16 protein-coding genes are annotated in these 17,396 nt (G+C 71.2%); 10 read left to right on the top strand and 6 right to left on the bottom strand.

The window, feature by feature from the left end:
* Positions 1-76 precede the first annotated feature (76 nt).
* Positions 77-988: a LysR family transcriptional regulator gene (locus ABFO07_RS12125; RefSeq protein ID WP_060028256.1), complete on the bottom strand. Its 912-nt coding sequence runs from the start codon at positions 986-988 to the stop codon at positions 77-79.
* 109 nt (positions 989-1,097) lie between these two features.
* On the opposite strand from ABFO07_RS12125, the gene ABFO07_RS12120 reads away from it, so the two are divergent.
* The 8 genes from ABFO07_RS12120 to ABFO07_RS12085 all read left to right on the top strand — a co-directional run bounded on the left by ABFO07_RS12120 (position 1,098) and on the right by ABFO07_RS12085 (position 8,162).
* A complete protein-coding gene (locus ABFO07_RS12120) occupies positions 1,098-2,360 on the top strand; it encodes a YbfB/YjiJ family MFS transporter (RefSeq protein ID WP_347467322.1) in 1,263 nt (420 codons plus the stop codon).
* Positions 2,361-2,502: 142 nt separating this feature from the next.
* Complete coding sequence (locus ABFO07_RS12115) at positions 2,503-3,039, top strand: NUDIX domain-containing protein (RefSeq protein ID WP_059567075.1); 537 nt, start codon at positions 2,503-2,505, stop codon at positions 3,037-3,039.
* Positions 3,040-3,115: 76 nt separating this feature from the next.
* Entirely contained in the window at positions 3,116-3,553 is a 438-nt protein-coding gene (locus tag ABFO07_RS12110; RefSeq protein WP_059567077.1) for an acyl-CoA thioesterase, read from the top strand.
* Between the two features lie 11 nt (positions 3,554-3,564).
* Positions 3,565-4,500 carry a branched-chain amino acid ABC transporter permease gene (locus ABFO07_RS12105; RefSeq protein WP_347467320.1) on the top strand — a complete coding sequence of 312 codons (936 nt, stop codon included), beginning with the start codon at positions 3,565-3,567 and terminating at the stop codon, positions 4,498-4,500.
* Positions 4,493-5,713, top strand: coding sequence for a branched-chain amino acid ABC transporter permease (locus ABFO07_RS12100; RefSeq protein WP_060161354.1), 1,221 nt, complete (start codon positions 4,493-4,495; stop codon positions 5,711-5,713). The genes ABFO07_RS12105 and ABFO07_RS12100 overlap by 8 nt, the downstream gene beginning before the upstream one ends.
* Positions 5,710-6,462, top strand: a complete 753-nt coding sequence (locus ABFO07_RS12095; RefSeq protein WP_347467317.1) for an ABC transporter ATP-binding protein — start codon at positions 5,710-5,712, stop codon at positions 6,460-6,462. Before ABFO07_RS12100 ends, ABFO07_RS12095 begins: the two co-directional genes overlap by 4 nt.
* The gene (locus ABFO07_RS12090) at positions 6,459-7,163 is read left to right on the top strand and encodes an ABC transporter ATP-binding protein (protein ID WP_347467316.1); all 705 of its coding nucleotides are present in this window, start codon (positions 6,459-6,461) and stop codon (positions 7,161-7,163) included. The genes ABFO07_RS12095 and ABFO07_RS12090 overlap by 4 nt, the downstream gene beginning before the upstream one ends.
* 252 nt (positions 7,164-7,415) lie before the next feature.
* Entirely contained in the window at positions 7,416-8,162 is a 747-nt protein-coding gene (locus tag ABFO07_RS12085; protein ID WP_059567085.1) for a glucose 1-dehydrogenase, read from the top strand.
* A 70-nt stretch (positions 8,163-8,232) separates the two neighbouring features.
* On the opposite strand, the gene ABFO07_RS12080 is transcribed toward ABFO07_RS12085, so the two are convergent.
* The 5 genes from ABFO07_RS12080 to ABFO07_RS12060 all read right to left on the bottom strand — a co-directional run bounded on the left by ABFO07_RS12080 (position 8,233) and on the right by ABFO07_RS12060 (position 14,526).
* Entirely contained in the window at positions 8,233-8,724 is a 492-nt protein-coding gene (locus tag ABFO07_RS12080) for a heme-degrading domain-containing protein (protein WP_059567090.1), read from the bottom strand.
* 79 nt (positions 8,725-8,803) lie between these two features.
* A complete protein-coding gene (gene iolB, locus ABFO07_RS12075; protein WP_059961293.1) occupies positions 8,804-9,622 on the bottom strand; it encodes a 5-deoxy-glucuronate isomerase in 819 nt (272 codons plus the stop codon).
* Positions 9,623-9,654: 32 nt separating this feature from the next.
* On the bottom strand, positions 9,655-10,584 hold the full coding sequence (iolE, locus tag ABFO07_RS12070; RefSeq protein WP_059567094.1) for a myo-inosose-2 dehydratase: 930 nt from the start codon (positions 10,582-10,584) through the stop codon (positions 9,655-9,657).
* Between the two features lie 56 nt (positions 10,585-10,640).
* Positions 10,641-12,524 (bottom strand): 3D-(3,5/4)-trihydroxycyclohexane-1,2-dione acylhydrolase (decyclizing), encoded by a 1,884-nt coding sequence (iolD, locus tag ABFO07_RS12065; RefSeq protein WP_060016786.1) that lies wholly within the window; start codon positions 12,522-12,524, stop codon positions 10,641-10,643.
* Between the two features lie 49 nt (positions 12,525-12,573).
* Positions 12,574-14,526 carry a bifunctional 5-dehydro-2-deoxygluconokinase/5-dehydro-2-deoxyphosphogluconate aldolase gene (locus ABFO07_RS12060; protein WP_060016785.1) on the bottom strand — a complete coding sequence of 651 codons (1,953 nt, stop codon included), beginning with the start codon at positions 14,524-14,526 and terminating at the stop codon, positions 12,574-12,576.
* A gap of 307 nt (positions 14,527-14,833) precedes the next feature.
* Between ABFO07_RS12060 and ABFO07_RS12055 the strand changes: the two genes are divergently transcribed.
* Positions 14,834-15,760 (top strand): sugar ABC transporter substrate-binding protein, encoded by a 927-nt coding sequence (locus tag ABFO07_RS12055; protein ID WP_347467314.1) that lies wholly within the window; start codon positions 14,834-14,836, stop codon positions 15,758-15,760.
* Between the two features lie 65 nt (positions 15,761-15,825).
* On the top strand, positions 15,826-17,391 hold the full coding sequence (locus ABFO07_RS12050; protein ID WP_060016781.1) for a sugar ABC transporter ATP-binding protein: 1,566 nt from the start codon (positions 15,826-15,828) through the stop codon (positions 17,389-17,391).
* The last annotated feature ends 5 nt before the right edge of the window (positions 17,392-17,396 follow it).

The following is a 17,396-nucleotide window of genomic DNA, read 5'->3' as shown; positions in this document are numbered from 1 at the left end:
CCCGATCGGCATTCGCCGGTCGGGCCGTCTTGCGTTTACGGCGAGCGGGCAGGGCGACGGGCGGTTCCCGGTCGCCTCAGGCCGGCAGCGCCACCCGCGCGCCGGTCGCGCCGGCCGGCCGCGCCGCCTCCTCGAGCGCGTCGCGCAGCGCGGCGAGCGCCGCCGACGCATAGCCTCGCCGCCACGCGAGCAGCGTGTCGATGCCCGCGAGTTCGGGAATCGCATGCGCGGCGACGTTGCCGGTCTCGGGCTGCAGATCGAGCACCGAACGCGGCGCGACCGCGACGCCCGCACCGGCCGCGACGCACGCGACGATCGCATGGTACGAGCCGAGCTCGAGCACGCGGGCCGGCTTCGTCCCGTGCGCCGCATACCATTGCTCGGCGTATTTGCGGTACGAGCAGCCGCGCTCGAACGCGACCAGCGTCGGCAGGATCACGTCGCGCGGCGTGCGTACGGGCGGATGGCCGCGCGGGGTCAGCAGCAGCAGGTCTTCGCGGAACACGGGCACCGTGTCGAGCGTGTCGGGCAGCGCGTCCGGCGTGGGCGGGCGTGCGAACAGCGCCGCGTCGACCTCGAATTCGCGCACCTTCTCGATCAGCCAGCCCGTCGTGCCCGTCACGAGTTCGAGCGACACGTCGGGCCACGCATGGTGATAGCGGGCGAGCACGGCGGGCAGCCGGCTCGCGGCCGTGCTCTCCATCGTGCCGAGCCGCAGCCGGCCGCGCGGCCGGTCCTCGCGCACCGCGTGGCGCGCCTCGTCGGCGAGCGCGAGCAGGCGCTCCGCATACGGCAGCAGCGTCTCGCCGGCCGGCGTCAGCACGAGCCGCCGGCCGTCGCGCACGAACAGCGCCGCGCCCAATTCTTCCTCGAGCTGCTTGATCCGCGTCGTGACGTTCGACTGCACGCGATTGAGTTTCGCCGCCGCGCGCGTCACGCCGTTCTCGCGGACGACGGCCCGGAAAATCGCCAGTGCCGCCAGATCCATGATTCTCTCCAGGTGATGAATGGATTCTTGATTATTCATTTTTCGAGAACGCTTGGTCAAGCTAGGATCGAAGCATTCCAGTCTCCGTCTCGACCGTCGCGCAGCCGCCATGTCACGTTCCGACCCGCATTCCGAAACCCTGTTCGCCGCCGCGCACGTGCGCCCGGCACGCGACGCCGGCCGTCGCGCCCGCACCGCCGCGCTCGCCTGCATGATCGGGCTTGCGGTCGCGCTCGGCGTCGGCCGCTTCGCGTTCACGCCGCTGTTGCCGCTGATGCTCGCCGACGGCTCGATCGGCCTGAAGGCCGGCAGCTGGCTCGCGTCGGCGAACTACGCGGGTTACTTCGTCGGCGCGGTCAGTTGCGCGGCGTTGCGCGTCGCGCCCGCGCGGATGGTCCGCTTCGGGCTCGCGGCGACCGTGCTGCTCACCGCCGCGATGGGCGTCGGCCATCTGCTGCCGGTGTGGCTTGCGGTGCGCTTCGTCGCCGGCGTCGTCAGCGCGTGGACGTTCGTATTCGTGTCGCAATGGGGGTTGCGTCGGCTTGCCGAGCTCCATGCGCCGCAATGGAGCGGGGTGATCTATACGGGGCCCGGCGTCGGCATCGTGCTGACGGGGCTGATCGGCAGCGCGCTGGCCGGCCATCCGGCGGCGCCGGGCTGGCTGGGCTTCGCGGCGTTGTCGGCCGTGCTGTCGGCCGTGATCTGGCGCACGTTTGCCGTGACGTCGACGGCGGGCGGGCCGTCGTCCGGCGCCGCGCCGTATGCCGCGGCCGTCGCCCGGCCGGCAGCCGCCACGCACGGCCATCGCGCGGACGCGGCGTGGCTCGTCGTGCTGTACGGGGCGCCGGGCTTCGGCTACATCATCACGGCGACGTTCCTGCCGGTGATCGCGCGCGCCGCGCTGCCGGCCGGCTCGCCGTGGCCCGACCTGTTCTGGCCGATGTTCGGCGCCGCGCTGATCGTCGGCGCGCTCGCGGCCGCGCGGCTGCCGTCGCACTGGGACAATCGCCTGCTGCTGGCCGCCGGCTGCGCGCTGCAGGCGGCCGGGATCGCGCTCGGGATCGTGTGGCCGAGCGCGCCGGGGCTTGCGCTCGGCAGCGCGCTGCTCGGCCTGCCGTTCACCGCGATCACGCTGTTCGCGATGCGCGAGGCGCGGCGGCTGCACGGCGAGCGCGCGGCGGGGCTGATGGGTTACGCGACCGCGTCGTACGGGATCGGGCAGATCGCCGGGCCGCTCGTCGCGGCGCCGTTGGTCGCGCATGCGGGGTCCTTCGTGCCGGCGCTGTGGGTCGCGGCGGCGTCGCTCGCGGTCGGCGCCGCAGGGTTCGTGATGCAGGCGCGCTGGCCGGGGCGGGCGGTGCGCGCCAGCTGACGGGATGCGCTGCGCCATGACGTCGTGCGCAGGGCCGGACCCGCTGCGCGGCGGGCAAACTCGCTAGAATGAGGCCTTTCCCGCGCCGAGCGGGCGCGCGGGCCACCTGCGGGCGGCCGTCCCGCCCGCCTTATTCTTCTCGATGACCACCGCCGACTACCGCTTCTGCCCGCGCTGCGCGCGCCCGCTGACCGAGCGCGCCGACCCCGAACACGAAGGCGGCCGCGTTCGCCTGGCCTGCCCCGACGACGGCTGCGGCTACGTGCACTGGAACAACCCGCTGCCCGTCGTCGCCGCGATCGTCGAACTCGACGGCAAGATCCTGCTCGCGCGCAATGCGGCCTGGCCCGAAGGGATGTTCGCGCTGATCACCGGCTTCCTCGAGAACGGCGAGACGCCCGAGGACGGCATCGCGCGCGAGGTGTTCGAGGAAACGGCGCTGAAGGCCGAGCAGGTCACGCTGGTCGGCGTGTACGAATTCATTCGCAAGAACGAGCTGATCATCGCGTACCACGTACGCGCGTCGGGCACGGTCGCGCTGTCGCCGGAACTGCTCGAATACAAGCTCGTCGATCCGCCGCTGCTGCGCCCGTGGCGCGCCGGCACGGGCGTCGCGCTCGCCGACTGGATGCGCGCGCGCGGCCTCGATTTCCAGTTCGTCGACCGGCCGGGGCAGTGACGGGCCGGCCCGCCCGCCGTCGCGCCGCGCCGCACGGCCGCCGCGTTTCCTCTTCATCGTCCTGAGCACCGCCGCCATGTCCGACAAGCCGCAGCCGCGTTCCCGCGACGCCTACCGTCACTTCCTGCCGATCACGACCCGCTGGATGGACAACGACGTCTACGGGCACGTGAACAACGTCGTCTACTACAGCTACTTCGACACGGTCGTGAACGAATACCTGATCCGCGCCGGCGTGCTCGACATCGAGCATGCGCGGACGATCGGGCTCGTCGTCGAGACACAGTGCAACTACTTTGCGCCGCTCGTGTTTCCGCAGTCGGTCGATGCGGGGCTGCGCGTCGCGAGGCTCGGCACGTCGAGCGTGCGCTACGAGATCGGGCTGTTCGCGCAAGGCGACGCGGCGCCCGCCGCGCAGGGCCATTTCGTGCACGTGTACGTCGACCGCGACACGCGCCGGCCCGTGCCGCTGCCCGATGCGCTGCGTGCGGCGCTCGACCCGCTCGCCGCCTGACGGCACGCGCGGTGCAGGCGTTCGCGATCCAGGCCTTCAACGGCCTCAGCTACGGTTTGCTGCTGTTCATGCTGTCGGCGGGCCTCACGCTGATCTTCAGCGTGCAGGGCGTGCTCAACTTCGCGCATGCGAGCTTCTACATGCTCGGCGCGTATGTCGGCTACAGCATCGCCGCGCGCGCGGGCTTCTGGCCGGCGCTCGTGCTCGCGCCGCTCGCGGTCGGCCTGATAGGCGCGGGCTGCGAACGCTGGCTGCTGCGCCGCGTGCAGGCGCGCGGCCACACGAGCGAGCTGCTGCTGACTTTCGGGCTCGCGTACCTGATCGGCGAGGGCGCGAAGCTCGCCTGGGGCCTTGCGCCGCTGCCCGCGCCGGTGCCGCCGCTGTTCGACGGCGCGCCGGTGACGGTGTTCGGCGTCGCGCTGCCGCGCTACCGGCTGTTCATGATGGCGATGTCGACGGCGATGCTGGCCGCGCTCGCGGTGCTCTTGCGTGCGTCGCGCATCGGGCTCGTCGTGCGCGCGGCGCTGACGCATCGCACCGCGGTCGAAGCGCTCGGCTACGACGTGCCGCGCCTGATGACGGGCCTGTTCGGCGCAGGCACCGCGCTCGCGGCGCTGGCCGGCGTGATCGGCGCGCCGCTCGCGGTGATCGAGCCCGCGCTCGCCGAGACGGTCGGCTCGATCGTGTTCGCGGTCGTGGTGATCGGCGGGCTGGGCTCGCTCGGCGGCGCGTTCGTCGCGTCGCTCGCGGTCGGGTTCGCGCAGACCTTCGCGGCCGCGAGCGACACGTCGCTGCGCGCGCTCGCGCAGTGGGCGGGCGTGCTGCTGCCCGACAGCATGGCCACGGTGACGATCGCGCAACTCGCGCCGCTCGTGCCGTACCTGCTGCTCGTCGCGGTGCTGGTCGCGCGCCCGCGCGGGCTGTTCGGCGAGCGCGCCGATGCGTAGCCGCGCGCATCCGGACGGGCTGCGCTGGGCGCTGTTCGCCGGCTGTCTCGTGCTGCCCGCGTGGCTGTGGCCGCACGGCGCGATGCTCGGCTATCTCGCGCAGACCGCCGCGCTCGTCGTGCTCGCGCTGTCGTACAACCTGCAGCTCGGCACGACCGGCCTGCTGTCGTTCGGCCATGCGGCGTTCGCGGGCCTCGGCGCGTTCGCGGCCGCGCACTGGTTCAATCGCTTCGGCGGGCCGCTGCCGCTGCTGCCGCTCGTCGGCGGCATGGCGGGAGCCGCGTTCGGCCTGCTGTTCGGCCTGCTCGCGACGCGCCGCGCGGGCACCGCGTTCGCGATGATCACGCTCGGCCTCGGCGAATGCGTCGCGGCCGCCGCGTGGAGCGTGCCAGGATGGTTCGGCGGCGTTGGCGGCGTGCCGATCGACCGCGCGGCCGGCACGCCGTGGTTCGGCTGGCAGTTCGGCGCGCCGGCGCATGCGTATGCGGTAATTGCCGCCTGGTGCGTGGGCAGCGCGTTCGCGATGCGCGCGCTGACGCGCACGCCGTTCGCGCGTCTCGCGAACGCGGTGCGCGACAACCCGGCGCGGGTCGCCGCGCTCGGCACCGATCCGCGCCGCGTGCGGCTCGCGATGGTCGCGTGCGCGTCGTTCTTCGCGGGCGTGGCCGGCACGCTCACGCTGATCGACGTCGAGCTCGCGACGCCCGACAGCGTCGCGATGGCCCGCTCGGCGACCGTGCTGATCGCGGCGGTGATCGGCGGCACCGGCTCGTTCTTCGGGCCGGCGGCGGGCGCGGCCGTGCTGACGGCGCTGAGCGTCGCGGTCGCGGGCGTGTCGCGCGCGTGGGCGCTGTATCTGGGCCTGCTGTTCGTCGTCGTCGTGGTGGCCGCGCCGCGCGGGCTCGCGGGCCTCGCGGCCGACATCGCGCATGCGCTGCGGCCCGGCGCGCCGGCGGCCGTGCGGCGGCGCACGCTGTTCGGCTGCGCCGCGAGCCTGTGCTGGTGCGTCGCCGTCGTCTGCGCGGCGGAACTCGGTTATGCGTGGCGCTTCGCGCAGGACGACGGCGCATCGGCCACGTTCTTCGGCATCGTGCGCGTCGACGGCGGTGCGCCGCTCGGCTGGGCGGCGGCGCTGGCGCTGGCGGGCCTCGGCGCGCTGCTGTGGCGCGGCCGGCGCGCGCTCGCGCGCGACGCGCATGGAGACCCGCGATGAACGGCAACGCAGTCGCCTTGCACGGCATCACGCAGCGCTTCGGCGCGCAGACGGTGCTCGACGGCGTCGAGCTGTGCGTCGCGGCCGGCGAGCGCCATGCGCTGATCGGGCCGAACGGCGCGGGCAAGTCGACGCTGTTCAACGTGATCGCGGGCGCCGTGCGGCCGGCGCGCGGGCGCGTCGTGCTGCATGGCGTCGACCTGCGCGGGCGCGGGCCCGTTGCCGCGAGCCGGCTCGGCGTCGGCCGCAGCTTCCAGCAGACGAGCGCGTTCGCGCGCCTTACCGTCTTCGACAACCTGCGCTGCGCGGCGCTGCATGCGCCAGCGGAGCGGCGGCGCTGGTGGAACCGGCTGCGCGAATCCGCGTCGGTCGACCGCGCGGCCGCGCAGGTGCTGCGCGAGGTCGGCCTCGACGCGTACCGCGACACGCCGGCCGCCGCGCTCGGCTACGCGGAGCAGCGCGCGCTCGATCTCGGCATCGCGCTCGCGAGCGGCGCGCGCACGCTGCTGCTCGACGAGCCGACCGCCGGCATGAGCCGCGCGCAGGCCGCGCGGATGGTCGAGCTGATCCGCACGACCACGCAGGGCCGCACGGTGCTGATGATCGAGCACGACATGGATGCGGTGTTCGGCTTCGCGGAGCGGATCACGGTGCTCGTGCGCGGCGCGGTGATCGCGACCGGCGCGCCGGAGGCGATCCGCGCCGATCCGGCGGTGCGCGCGGCCTATCTCGGCGAGGGCTGCGCATGAGCGCGCTGCTCGAGATCCGCGGCCTGCGCGCGTGGTACGGGATGCAGCCCGTGCTCGACGGGGTCGAGCTCGCGCTCGCGCCGGGCGAAACGCTCGCGCTGATCGGCCGCAACGGCGCGGGGCGCTCGACGCTCGCGAAGGCGGTGATGGGGCTCGTGCGCACGGCTGGCTCGGTGCGGATCGCGGGCGTCGAATGCGCGGGCGCGCGCACCTTCGAGATCGCGCGGCGCGGCGTCGCGTACGTGGCCGAGAGCCGCGACGTGTTTGCGCTGCTGAGCGTGCGCGACAACCTGCGTCTCGGCCTGCGCGATGCGGGCGGCGCGCGGGCCGGCGCGGCGCTCGACGGACTGTTCGCGCGCTTCCCGATGCTTGCCGCGCGTGCGGACGTGAAGGCGGGGCGGCTGTCGGGCGGCGAGCAGCAGGTGCTCGCGCTGGTGCGCGCGCTGGCGGGCAAGCCGCGCATGCTGATCGTCGACGAGCCCGCGGAAGGGCTCGCGCCGCTCGCGGTCGACGAGGTCGGCGCGTGTCTCGCGGCGCTGCAGGCGGACGGCGTCGCGATCGTGCTGATCGAGCAGCGGCTGCAGCTCGCGCCGCGGCTGACCGGGCGGGTCGCGGTGATGGGGCGGGGCAGGATCGTGTACGACGGCGCGCTCGACGGGATCGGCGGGGAGGTCGCCGATACGTGGCTGAGCGCGGGGTGACGGCGGCGGGCGTATTCTTCACCGCCTCGTGCCGCTGGTGCCACTATCGCGTGTTTCCGGCCGTCGCCGCGTCGGGGTCGGGCACCGGATGCGCTTCTTCCTCGATTGTTCGGCCGGTCCCGCAACTCAATTCGTCGCAAGCTGCTTTATCGCCGCCGACGAAGCGCCTAGATTTGCACCATCGCCGGTTGCCTGCTTCGCATCGACAGCCGGTCCGACCATGGGTAAGACATCAGACTGAGGATAGAAATCATGAGCAAGCTTTCGGGCAAGGTAGCGATCGTGACGGGCGGCTCCAAGGGCATCGGCGCCGCGATTGCCAAGGCGCTCGCCGCCGAAGGGGCGTCGGTCGTCGTCAACTATGCGAGCAGCAAGGCCGGCGCCGATGCGGTCGTGAGCGCGATCACGGCGGCCGACGGCAAGGCGATCGCCGTCGGCGGCGACGTGACGAAGGCGGCCGACGCGCAGCGCATCATCGACACGGCGATCGAGACCTATGGCCGTCTCGACATCCTCGTCAACAATTCCGGCGTGTACGAATTCGCGCCGATCGAAGCGATCACCGAGGAACATTTCCGCAAGCAGTTCGACACGAACGTGCTGGGCCTGCTGTTGACGACACAGGCGGCCGTGAAGCACCTCGGCGAAGGCGCGAGCATCATCAACATCAGCTCGGTGGTGACCAGCATCACGCCGCCGGCCAGCGCGGTGTACAGCGGCACGAAGGGCGCCGTGGACGCCATCACCGGCGTGCTCTCGCTCGAACTCGGCCCGCGCAAGATTCGCGTGAACGCGATCAATCCGGGCATGGTGGTGACCGAAGGCACGCACAGCGCGGGGATCATCGGCTCCGACCTCGAAACGCAGGTGCGCGCCCAGACGCCGCTGGGCCGCCTCGGGCAACCGGACGACATCGCCTCGATCGCGGTGTTTCTCGCGTCGGACGATGCGCGCTGGCTGACCGGCGAGCGTATCGTGGCGAGCGGCGGCCTGCACTGAGCGAAAGGCGGGCCGGCCCGCCGTCGAGCCGGCGCGCAGCACGCCAGGTGAAGGCGCCGACCGGCGACGGCTACGCGATCCGCAGCATGCCGGCCGCGCCGACGTACCAGCGCAGGCTCTCGACGGCGAGCGCGTGGTTGCGGACCGAATCGAGCCCCGCGATCGTCATCGCGCCGACGAGCCCGGCATGCGCGACGCACAGCGGCACGCCGCCGCCGTCGAGCGCATAGTCGTCGCCGGACAGCCCCTCGGTTTGCAGCGAGCGGCCCGAACGCGCGAAGCTCGCGCCGACTTCGAGCGAGCTCTTGCCGAACCGCAACACCGTGTTCTGCCGGCGGCGGATCGCTTCGCAATCCTCCGCGCCGCTGCCGTCGAGCGCGCAATAAAACAGCGGCCCGCGTGCGGACACCACGCTCACCGCGATCGGCAGCCCGCGGCGCGATGCAAGGTTGACGGCGATGTCGCCGAGCCGGCGCGCGGCGTCGGCGTTGAAGCTCGGCAGCATCGTGCTTGACGCCTGCTGCTCGAATGTCTCGTCCTCGATGCGGAAGAATGGCCTCATCGTCGCCTCCTGTCGCGGCATGTCGCGTCTGCCCGCCCGCCGGCCGCCGTGCGCGCCATGCGCCGCCGGCCGCGCGGGCTCAGCCGCCCGCCGGCGGCTCGAGCATCCACTCGTGCGCCGGGTCGTTCTTGAACGCCCATGCGCGGCTCGGCCCGGCCATCACGTTCAGGTAGTACAGGTTGTAGCCGTGCGGCGCGACCACCGGGTGATAGCCGCGCGGCACCATTACGACGTCGTGGTTCTCGACCACGCACGCCTCGTCGAGGCTGCGGTCGTCGGTGTACACGCGCTGGAACGCGAAACCCTGCGGCGGGTCGATCCGGTGATAGTAGGTTTCCTCGAGCACGGTTTCCTCCGGCGCCGCGTCGCGGTCGTGCTTGTGCGGCGGATAGCTGCTCGAATGGCTGGCCGGCGTGATCACCTCGACCACGAGCAGCCGGTCGGCCGCAGGGTTGTCGCCCATCAGGATGTCGCACACGTAGCGCGTGTTGGTGCCCTTGCCGCGCACCATCCGCCGCATGCGCTCGCCGTCGAGCCGCTGCACCGCCTTGTCGCCGCTCACGTACGGCGCGGTGCACAGCGCGATTTCGGCGTCGCGCGTCGCGGTGACGGTTACGGTGTGGCCGCCCGGCACGTACAGCGCGTCCGGCGACACGTCCTCGAACACGCTGTCGCGCTTGCCGAGGCCGTCGTAGGTCGCGCCGCCGGTTTCCGCGCGCACCGTGCCGGTCAGCACGACCACGCACAGCTCGCGCGTGCCGGTGTCGACGGTCTCGCGCTCGCCGGCCTTCAGGCGCAGCACGCGAAAGCCGACGTGTTTCCAGCCGGCCGATTCAGGCGTGACGTTGCAGATTTCCCGGTCGGGCGATGCCTTGACCAGCAGGGGAGAGATCGTCATGGAAGCGGCTCCGCAAATCGGTGACAGGGGGCTCAGGCGCTCAGCCGGTCGACGATCGCGCGCAGCGTGTCGTAGCCCTTCTTCGCGTACTGGTAGCTTGGCGCGACGGCGGGATCCTGCTCGGCCTCGACCACCAGCCAGCCTTCGTAGCCGGCGTCGCGCAGCGTGCGCAGCGTCGCTTCGTAGTCGAGCGCGCCGTCGCCCGGCACGGTGAAGGTGCCGTTGATCACGCCGTTCAGGAAGCTCCAGCCGTCGTTGCGCGCCTGCGTGACCACCTGTGCGCGCACGTCCTTGCAATGCACGTGGACGACGCGCGCCACGTGCTTCTTCAGCAGCGCGACCGGGTCCGCCGCGCCGCCGAAGTACGCATGCCCGGTGTCGAACAGCAGGAACACCTTCGCCGGATCGGTGAGCGCCATCAGGCGGTCGACGTCGTCGGGCGATTCGACGTACGCGCCCATGTGGTGGTGGTACGCGAGCTTGATGCCGTAGGTCGCGACGAGGTGCGCGCCGAACGCGTTCAGCCGCTCGGCGTAGCGCCGCCATGCGGCGTCGTCGACGAAGCGCGGCCGCTTCGCGACCGGCGTGTCGATGTTGCCCTGGATCGTGCCCGCGCACTCGCCGTAGACCACCACTTTCACGTCGTTGTACTGCAGCTTGGCGAGGTGCGCGTGGCAGCGCTCGATCTCGGCGGCCACCGCGTCGGCGTCGCTCATGCCGGGCGGCACTTCGGCGAGAAAGCCCGAGTACCAGCCGGACACGCACACGAGGCCGTATTCGGCCAGCTTCGCCTTCAGCGCGGGGCCCGTCTTCGGAAACTTGTTGCCGAGCTCGAAGCCGGCATAGCCGATCTCCGCGCCTTCCTTCAGCGCCGTTTCGAGCGGCGTCTCGCCGCCGAGCGACGGCAGGTCGTCGTTCATCCACGACAGGGGATTGATGCCGATGCGTACGTTCCAGCTCATGGGGGGCTTCCTTGGGTGTTCGGGTGAGGGCGCGCGAGGCGCGCGGAGGCTGCGCGTCAGCGCCGCTGTCGGGTCTTCGCGTCGAGATACGCGCGGTGCGCGCGCTCGACGTCGGGGCGGGCCGATACCTGCGGCACCGCGACCTCCCACCATGCGCCGCCGTCGTCGGTCGTGCGGTGATGGGTCGTGTCGATCACGAGCACCTGGCTGATCGTGGCCGCGCGCGCGCGGCGCATCTCGCGGCGCAGTTCGGCGACGTCGCGCACGTGCACGGCGTCGGCGCCGAGCGCGCGCGCATGCATCGCGAAATCGATCGTCGAGCGCGCGCCGCCTTCCGGCACGCAGTCGTCGAGCATGTTGTTGAAGCTCGCGCCGCCGCACTTGAGCTGCAGCCGCTCGATGCAGCCGTAGCCGCGGTTGTCGAGGATCACGACGATGATCTTGCGGCCGAGCATCACAGACGTTGCGAGCTCGGCGTTGAGCATCATGTACGAGCCGTCGCCGACGATCACGATCACTTCGCGCTCCGGCCGCGCGAGCTTCGCGCCGAGGCCGCCCGCGACCTCGTAGCCCATGCACGAATACGCGTAGTCCATGTGGTAGTTGCCCGGCACGCCGCTGCGCCACAGCTTGTGCAGCTCGGCCGGCAGCGTGCCGGCCGCGCACACGACGAGATCGTCGCGCGCGCTGTCGCGGCCCGCGTCGGCGGCCGATTCGCGCACCGCGCCGATGACCTCGGCGTCGTACGGCAGCGTGTCCTGCGGCACGTTTGCGGTCAGCTCGGTCACGCGCGCGACCCACGCGGCGGCCTGGTCGCGGCAGCCGGCCGTCCACGCCGGGTCGGCCTGCCAGCCGGCCAGCGCGGCGGACACCTGGCCGAGCCCGGTGCGGGCGTCCGCGACGAGCTGCCGGCCGCGCTTCTTGCCCGCATCGAACGGCTGCACGTTCAGGCTCAGCAGCTGCGCATGGCCGAACAGCGCGTGCGAGCCGGTCGTGAAGTCCTGCAGCCGCGTGCCGACCGCCAGCACCACGTCGCATTGCGCGGCCGCGCGGTTCGCGGCGGGCGAGCCCGTCACGCCGATCGCGCCGAGGTTCAGCGGGTGGTCCCACGCGAGGCTGCCCTTGCCGGCCTGCGATTCGGCGACCGGCACGCCATGCGCGTCGGCAAACGCGCGCAGCGCATCCCACGCCTGGCTGTAGAGCACGCCGCCGCCGGCGACGATCAGCGGCTTCTTCGCGGATTTCAGCAGGTCGATCGCGTCGGCCAGCTCGACGGCGTCGGCCGGCTGGCGGCGCATCCGGATCAGCGGCGGCGCGAAGAAATCTTCCGGCCAGTCGTATGCGAAGGTCTGCACGTCCTGCGGCAGCGCGAGGCACACGGGCCCGCATTGCGCCGGGTCGGTCAGCACCTGGATCGCGCGCGGCAGCGCCACCAGCAGCTGCTCGGGCGACGTGATCCGGTCGAAGTAGCGGGTCACCGGGCGGAAGCAGTCGTTCGCGCTGACGTCGCCCTGCTCGAAGCTCTCGACCTGCTGCAGCACGGGGTCGGGCTGGCGCGACACGAACACGTCGCCCGGCAGCAGCAGCAGCGGCAGCCGCGCGACGTGCGCGAGCGCCGCCGAGGTCAGCATGTTGGTCGCGCCGGGGCCGATGCTCGAGGTCACGGCCATCATCCGCTGGCGGAAGTGCGTTTTCGCGAACGCGACCGCCGCGTTCGCCATCCCTTGCTCGTTGTGCGCGCGGTAGGTCGGCAGCCGGTCCCGCTCGGCGTGCAGCGCCTCGCCGAGCCCGGCCACGTTGCCGTGCCCGAAGATCGCGAACACCCCGCCGCAATACGGCAGGATCTCGGTGCGGCCGTCGGGCTGGATCACTTCGGCCCGCAGCGCGGCCAGATAGCGCACCAGCGCCTGGCTGACGGTCAGTCTCACGGTTGTCGTCATCGTCTGTCGTTCGTTCTCGTTAATCGTGCCGGCGTGCCGGCGCGGGGGCTCAGGCCGCGGGCTGAGCGAGCGCGCGGCGCGCCAGCCATGCGTCGACCAGCTGCGCGAAATTGCCGGCCACCTCGTCGATGAACGCCTGGTCATCGAGCTCGCCGGCGAGCCATTTCAGCGATGCGTCCGCCCACAGCGTGCGGCCCACCATGAAGCCCTTCACGATCGGGTTGGTCGCGAAGCGGAAGCTGTCGACCAGGTATTGCAGCGGCTGGTTCAGCCCGAGGATCACCGCGCCGCGGCAATGCCGGTCGCGCTCGGCGACCAGCGCCGCGAGCCGTGTCCAGCCGTCGGCGCTCATCGGCGCGAGCTTCCACCATTCGGGCCGCACGCCGAGGTTGTAGAAGCGCGCGACCGTGCGCAGCACCGCGTCGTCCTCGGTGCCGGGCGGCGTGACCGCGCGCGGCGGAATGATTTCCAGCAGCAGCTCGTTGCCGCTCGCGCGGGTCGCTTCCCACAGTTCGAGCACGCGCTGCTCCTGCGCGACGCGCAGGTCGACCGGATCGTCCGGGTGATAGTGGACGAGGCACTTGACCACCTGTTCGGTCGGCCAGTGGGTGAGCGTGGAGCCGACCGAGCGCGTGTCGTCGAAGCGCAGCGGCCGCGAGCCCGGCAGCTCGACGGGCCGCCCGACCCACCATCCGCGCCCGGTCGCGGACGCGAGCGCGTCGCTGCCGTACGCGCCGCCGTCGATCAGCACGCCGACATGGCCCTCGATGCCGCGATCGCGCTCGACCTGCTCGGCGGCGCGCACCAGCAGCCGCTTGAGCGTCTTGATCCGCGCCTCGTCGGCGCCGGCCTGCACCGACAGCTCGTAGAACTGGCTGCGATGGTCGAACGCCATCACGCACAGGTCGTTCCAGTCGCGGCGCGCGACCGTCACGCGATGCAGGTGCGCGAGCTCGCGATCCGCGTCGACGACGGGGTTGCGGCTGCCGTCGAACCAGTGATCCAGCTCGGCGGGCGTCGGCATCGCGGCCGAGCACGCGTGGCGCGACACGACGATCGCGCCGCACGCGTTCGCGATGCGGGTCGACTCGGCCCAGCCCCGGCCGCGCAGCAGCCCCGACAGCAGCCCGGACAGGAACGCGTCGCCGGCGCCGAGCACGTTCAGCACCTCGACGCGCTCGCCTGCATAGGTCGGCGCATCGTCGATGCGCTCGGGGATGCCGCCCTCGATCACGCAGCAGCCGAGCGCGCCGCGCTTGACCACCAGCACCGCGCCGCTGGCCCGGCGCACCGCGCGCAGCGACGCGATCAGGTCGTGCGGCACGCCGCCGGCGATCAGGAATTCCTCCTCGGTGCCGACCAGCAGGTCGAACTCGCCGAGCACCTGCTGCAGCTGCCGCGACACCTGCTCGTCGGCGACGTAGCGGTTCTCGCCGGCGCCGCGCCCGGTCAGGCCCCACAGCACCGGGCGGTAGTCGATGTCGAGGATGCGCACGACGCCGTGGCGGCGCGCGTAGCCGAGCGCGGTGAGCGACGCCTCGCGCGTGCCGGGCGTCGACAGGTGGGTGCCGGTGATCGCCAGCGCGCGGCAGCCGGCGATGAAATCCTCGCGGATCTCGTCGGCGCGCACGGCCATGTCCGCGCAGTTCTCGCGCACGAACAGCAGCGGGAAGGTGTCGCGATCCTTCAGCCCGAGCAGCACCAGCGCGGTCAGGCGCTCGGGGTCGGTCTGCAGCTGGCTCGTGTCGCAGCCTTCGCGCTCGAGCGTCTCGCGCAGGAAGCGGCCCATCTGCTCGTCGCCGACGCGCGAGATCATCGCGGTCTTCAGCCCCAGGCGCGCGACGCCGAACGCCACGTTGCCCGACGAGCCGCCCAGGTACATCTGGAAGCTGCGCGCGTCCTCGAGACGGCTGCCGTACTGCTGCGCATAAAGGTCCACGGCCACCCGGCCGAGGCAGGCCAGGTCGACGGGGCGATCACTCGGAAAGTTCAACGGGCTCATATCAGTCGTCATGCTCGCGGCCGGCGTGGCGCCTTGCCGGCGGATTGAGGGCGGGGCGGGCGGATTGCCGCGCCGGACGCTTGCGCGCCGTGCGACGGCCATCCGCCTGCCGGGAATTCGAGGCTACGGACGAAGTCTAGTGTTTTTGGAAATCCAGTTCCCTAGGTGAAATCACGTAGAAATAAATTTCCAAAAAGTAGTCGGAGTGCTCTACAGTTTCGTCCTGAAGCTTCGGTCCGTATCGGAACCGGCCTCGCGGTGCATCGCGCACCGTTTTCCATCCCAGAGATGAGGAGACAGATTGATCATGAAAACCAAGCTGATGGCTGCCGCCGCCGCCGCGATCCTCGCCATGCCGCTCGCGCATGCCGAGAAGATCGGCGTGACCATGGCGTCGTTCGACGACACGTTCCTGACCATCCTGCGCAACGGCATCGTCGACGCGGCGAAGAAGGACGGCGTGGGCACCCAGGTCGAGGATGCCGGCAACGACGTCGGCAAGCAGCTCAGCCAGGTGCAGAACATGATCGCGCAGAAGGTCGACGCGATCATCGTGAACCCGGTGGACACCGACGCGACGCCGAAGATCACGAAGATGGTCACCGAAGCGAAGATCCCGCTCGTCTACGTGAACCGCAAGCCGGTCGATTTCGACAAGCTGCCGGCCGGCGTCGCGGTGGTCGCGTCCGACGAGAAGCTGTCGGGCACGCTGCAGGCGCGCCAGGTGTGCAAGCTGCTTGGCGGCAAGGGCGACATCCTGGTGCTGATGGGCGAGCTGTCCAACGAGTCGGCGCGCGCGCGCACGAAGGACATCGAGGAGGTGCTCGCGACCAAGGAGTGCGCGGGCATGAAGATCGTCGACAAGCGCGAGGGCAAGTGGAGCCGCACGCAGGGCCAGGACATCACGATGAACTGGCTGAGCTCCGGCGTGAAGTTCGACGCGATCGTGTCCAACAACGACGAAATGGCGATCGGCGCGATCAACGCGCTGAAGGCGGCGCGCAAGTGGACGCCGAAGACCGTCGTCGCGGGCATCGATGCGACGCCCGACGGCCTCGCGTCGATGAAGAGCGGCGAGCTGAAGGTGTCGGTGTTCCAGAACGCGGCGGGGCAGGGCCAGCAGTCGGTCGCGGCGGCGCTCAAGCTCGCGAAGAAGCAGGGCGTGGACCGCTACGTGAACGTGCCGTTCGAGCTCGTCACGCCCGACAACATGAGCAAGTACGTCAAGCACTGAGCGGCAGTCCGCCGAAGCCGCGCGGGCCGGCCGACCGGCCCGCGGGCGCACCCTGAGGAACGTCCATGTTCACAGCCAAGCGGGATCGGCCGTCGTCCAGCCCGGACGCGCCGCTCCCATCGTTCGCCACGTCTGCCCCGTCCGATCCCGACTGCCTGCTGGAAGTCCGCGGCGTGGGCAAATCGTTTCCCGGCGTCGTCGCGCTCGACGGCGTGCAGTTTCGCGTGCGTCGCGGCACCGTTCATGCGCTGATGGGCGAGAACGGCGCGGGCAAGTCGACGCTGATGAAAATCATCGCCGGCGTCTATACGCCGGACAAGGGCGAGATCCGCCTGAAGGGCGAGCCGGTCGTGCTGAACGGCCCGCTCGACGCGCTCGATCGCGGCATCGCGATGATCCACCAGGAACTCAACCTGATGCCGTACATGACGGTCGCGGAGAACATCTGGATCCGCCGCGAACCGAAGAACCGCTTCGGCCTGATCGACCACGCGGCGCTGCGCCGGCAGACGGCCGCGCTGTTCGAGCGCCTGTCGATCGACGTCGACCCGGACGCCGAGGTGCGCACGCTGACGGTCGCGAGCCGCCAGATGGTCGAGATCGCGAAGGCCGTGTCGTTCGACTCCGACGTGCTGATCATGGACGAGCCGACCTCCGCGCTGACCGACAAGGAAGTCGTCCACCTGTTCCGCATCATTCGGCAACTGCGCGAGCAGGGCAAGGGCATCGTCTACATCACGCACAAGATGAACGAGCTGTTCGAGATCGCCGACGAGTTCTCGGTGTTCCGCGACGGCAAGTACATCGGCACGCATGCGTCGACCGAGGTCACGCGCGACGACATCATCCGCATGATGGTCGGGCGCGAGATCACGCAGATGTTCCCGAAGGAGGAGGTGCCGATCGGCGACGTCGTGCTGTCGGTGAAGGATCTCGCCGTCGACGGCGTGTTCCGCGACGTGAGCTTCGAGCTGCGCGCGGGCGAGATTCTCGGCGTCGCGGGCCTCGTCGGCTCGGGGCGCTCGAACGTCGCGGAGGCATTGTTCGGCGTCGTGCCGGCGACTTCCGGCGAGATCCGCATCGACGGCAAGCCGGTGCGGATCGCTTCGCCCGCGCAGGCGCTGCGGCACGGCATGGCGTTCCTGACCGAGGACCGCAAGGATACCGGCTGCTTCCTGAATCTCGACCTGCTCGCGAACATGGAAGCGGCGGTGCTGCACAACCGCTACGTGAAGTTCAACTTCGTGCAGCGCGCGCAGCTCAGGCGCGACTGCGAGGACATGAGCCGCATGCTGCGGGTGAAGGCGCCCGGGCTGCACGAGGAAATCCAGAACCTGTCGGGCGGCAACCAGCAGAAGGTGCTGATCGGCCGCTGGCTGCTGACCCGCCCGCGCATCCTGATCCTCGACGAGCCGACGCGCGGCATCGACGTCGGCGCGAAGGCCGAGATCCACCGCCTCGTGAGCGCGCTCGCCGGCAAGGGCGTCGCAGTGCTGATGATCTCGTCGGAGATGCCGGAGGTGCTCGGCATGAGCGACCGCGTGATGGTCATGCATGAAGGCCGCATGACCGGCATCGTCGAGCGCAAGGACGCCGACCAGGTGCGCATCATGGATCTCGCCTCGCGCTGAGCCGG

Source organism: Burkholderia stagnalis, assembly GCF_039848545.1.
In the GTDB taxonomy this organism is placed as follows: domain Bacteria; phylum Pseudomonadota; class Gammaproteobacteria; order Burkholderiales; family Burkholderiaceae; genus Burkholderia; species Burkholderia stagnalis.
Note: the sequence above shows the minus strand (reverse complement) of the source record. Positions and strands in the feature narration are given on the sequence as shown.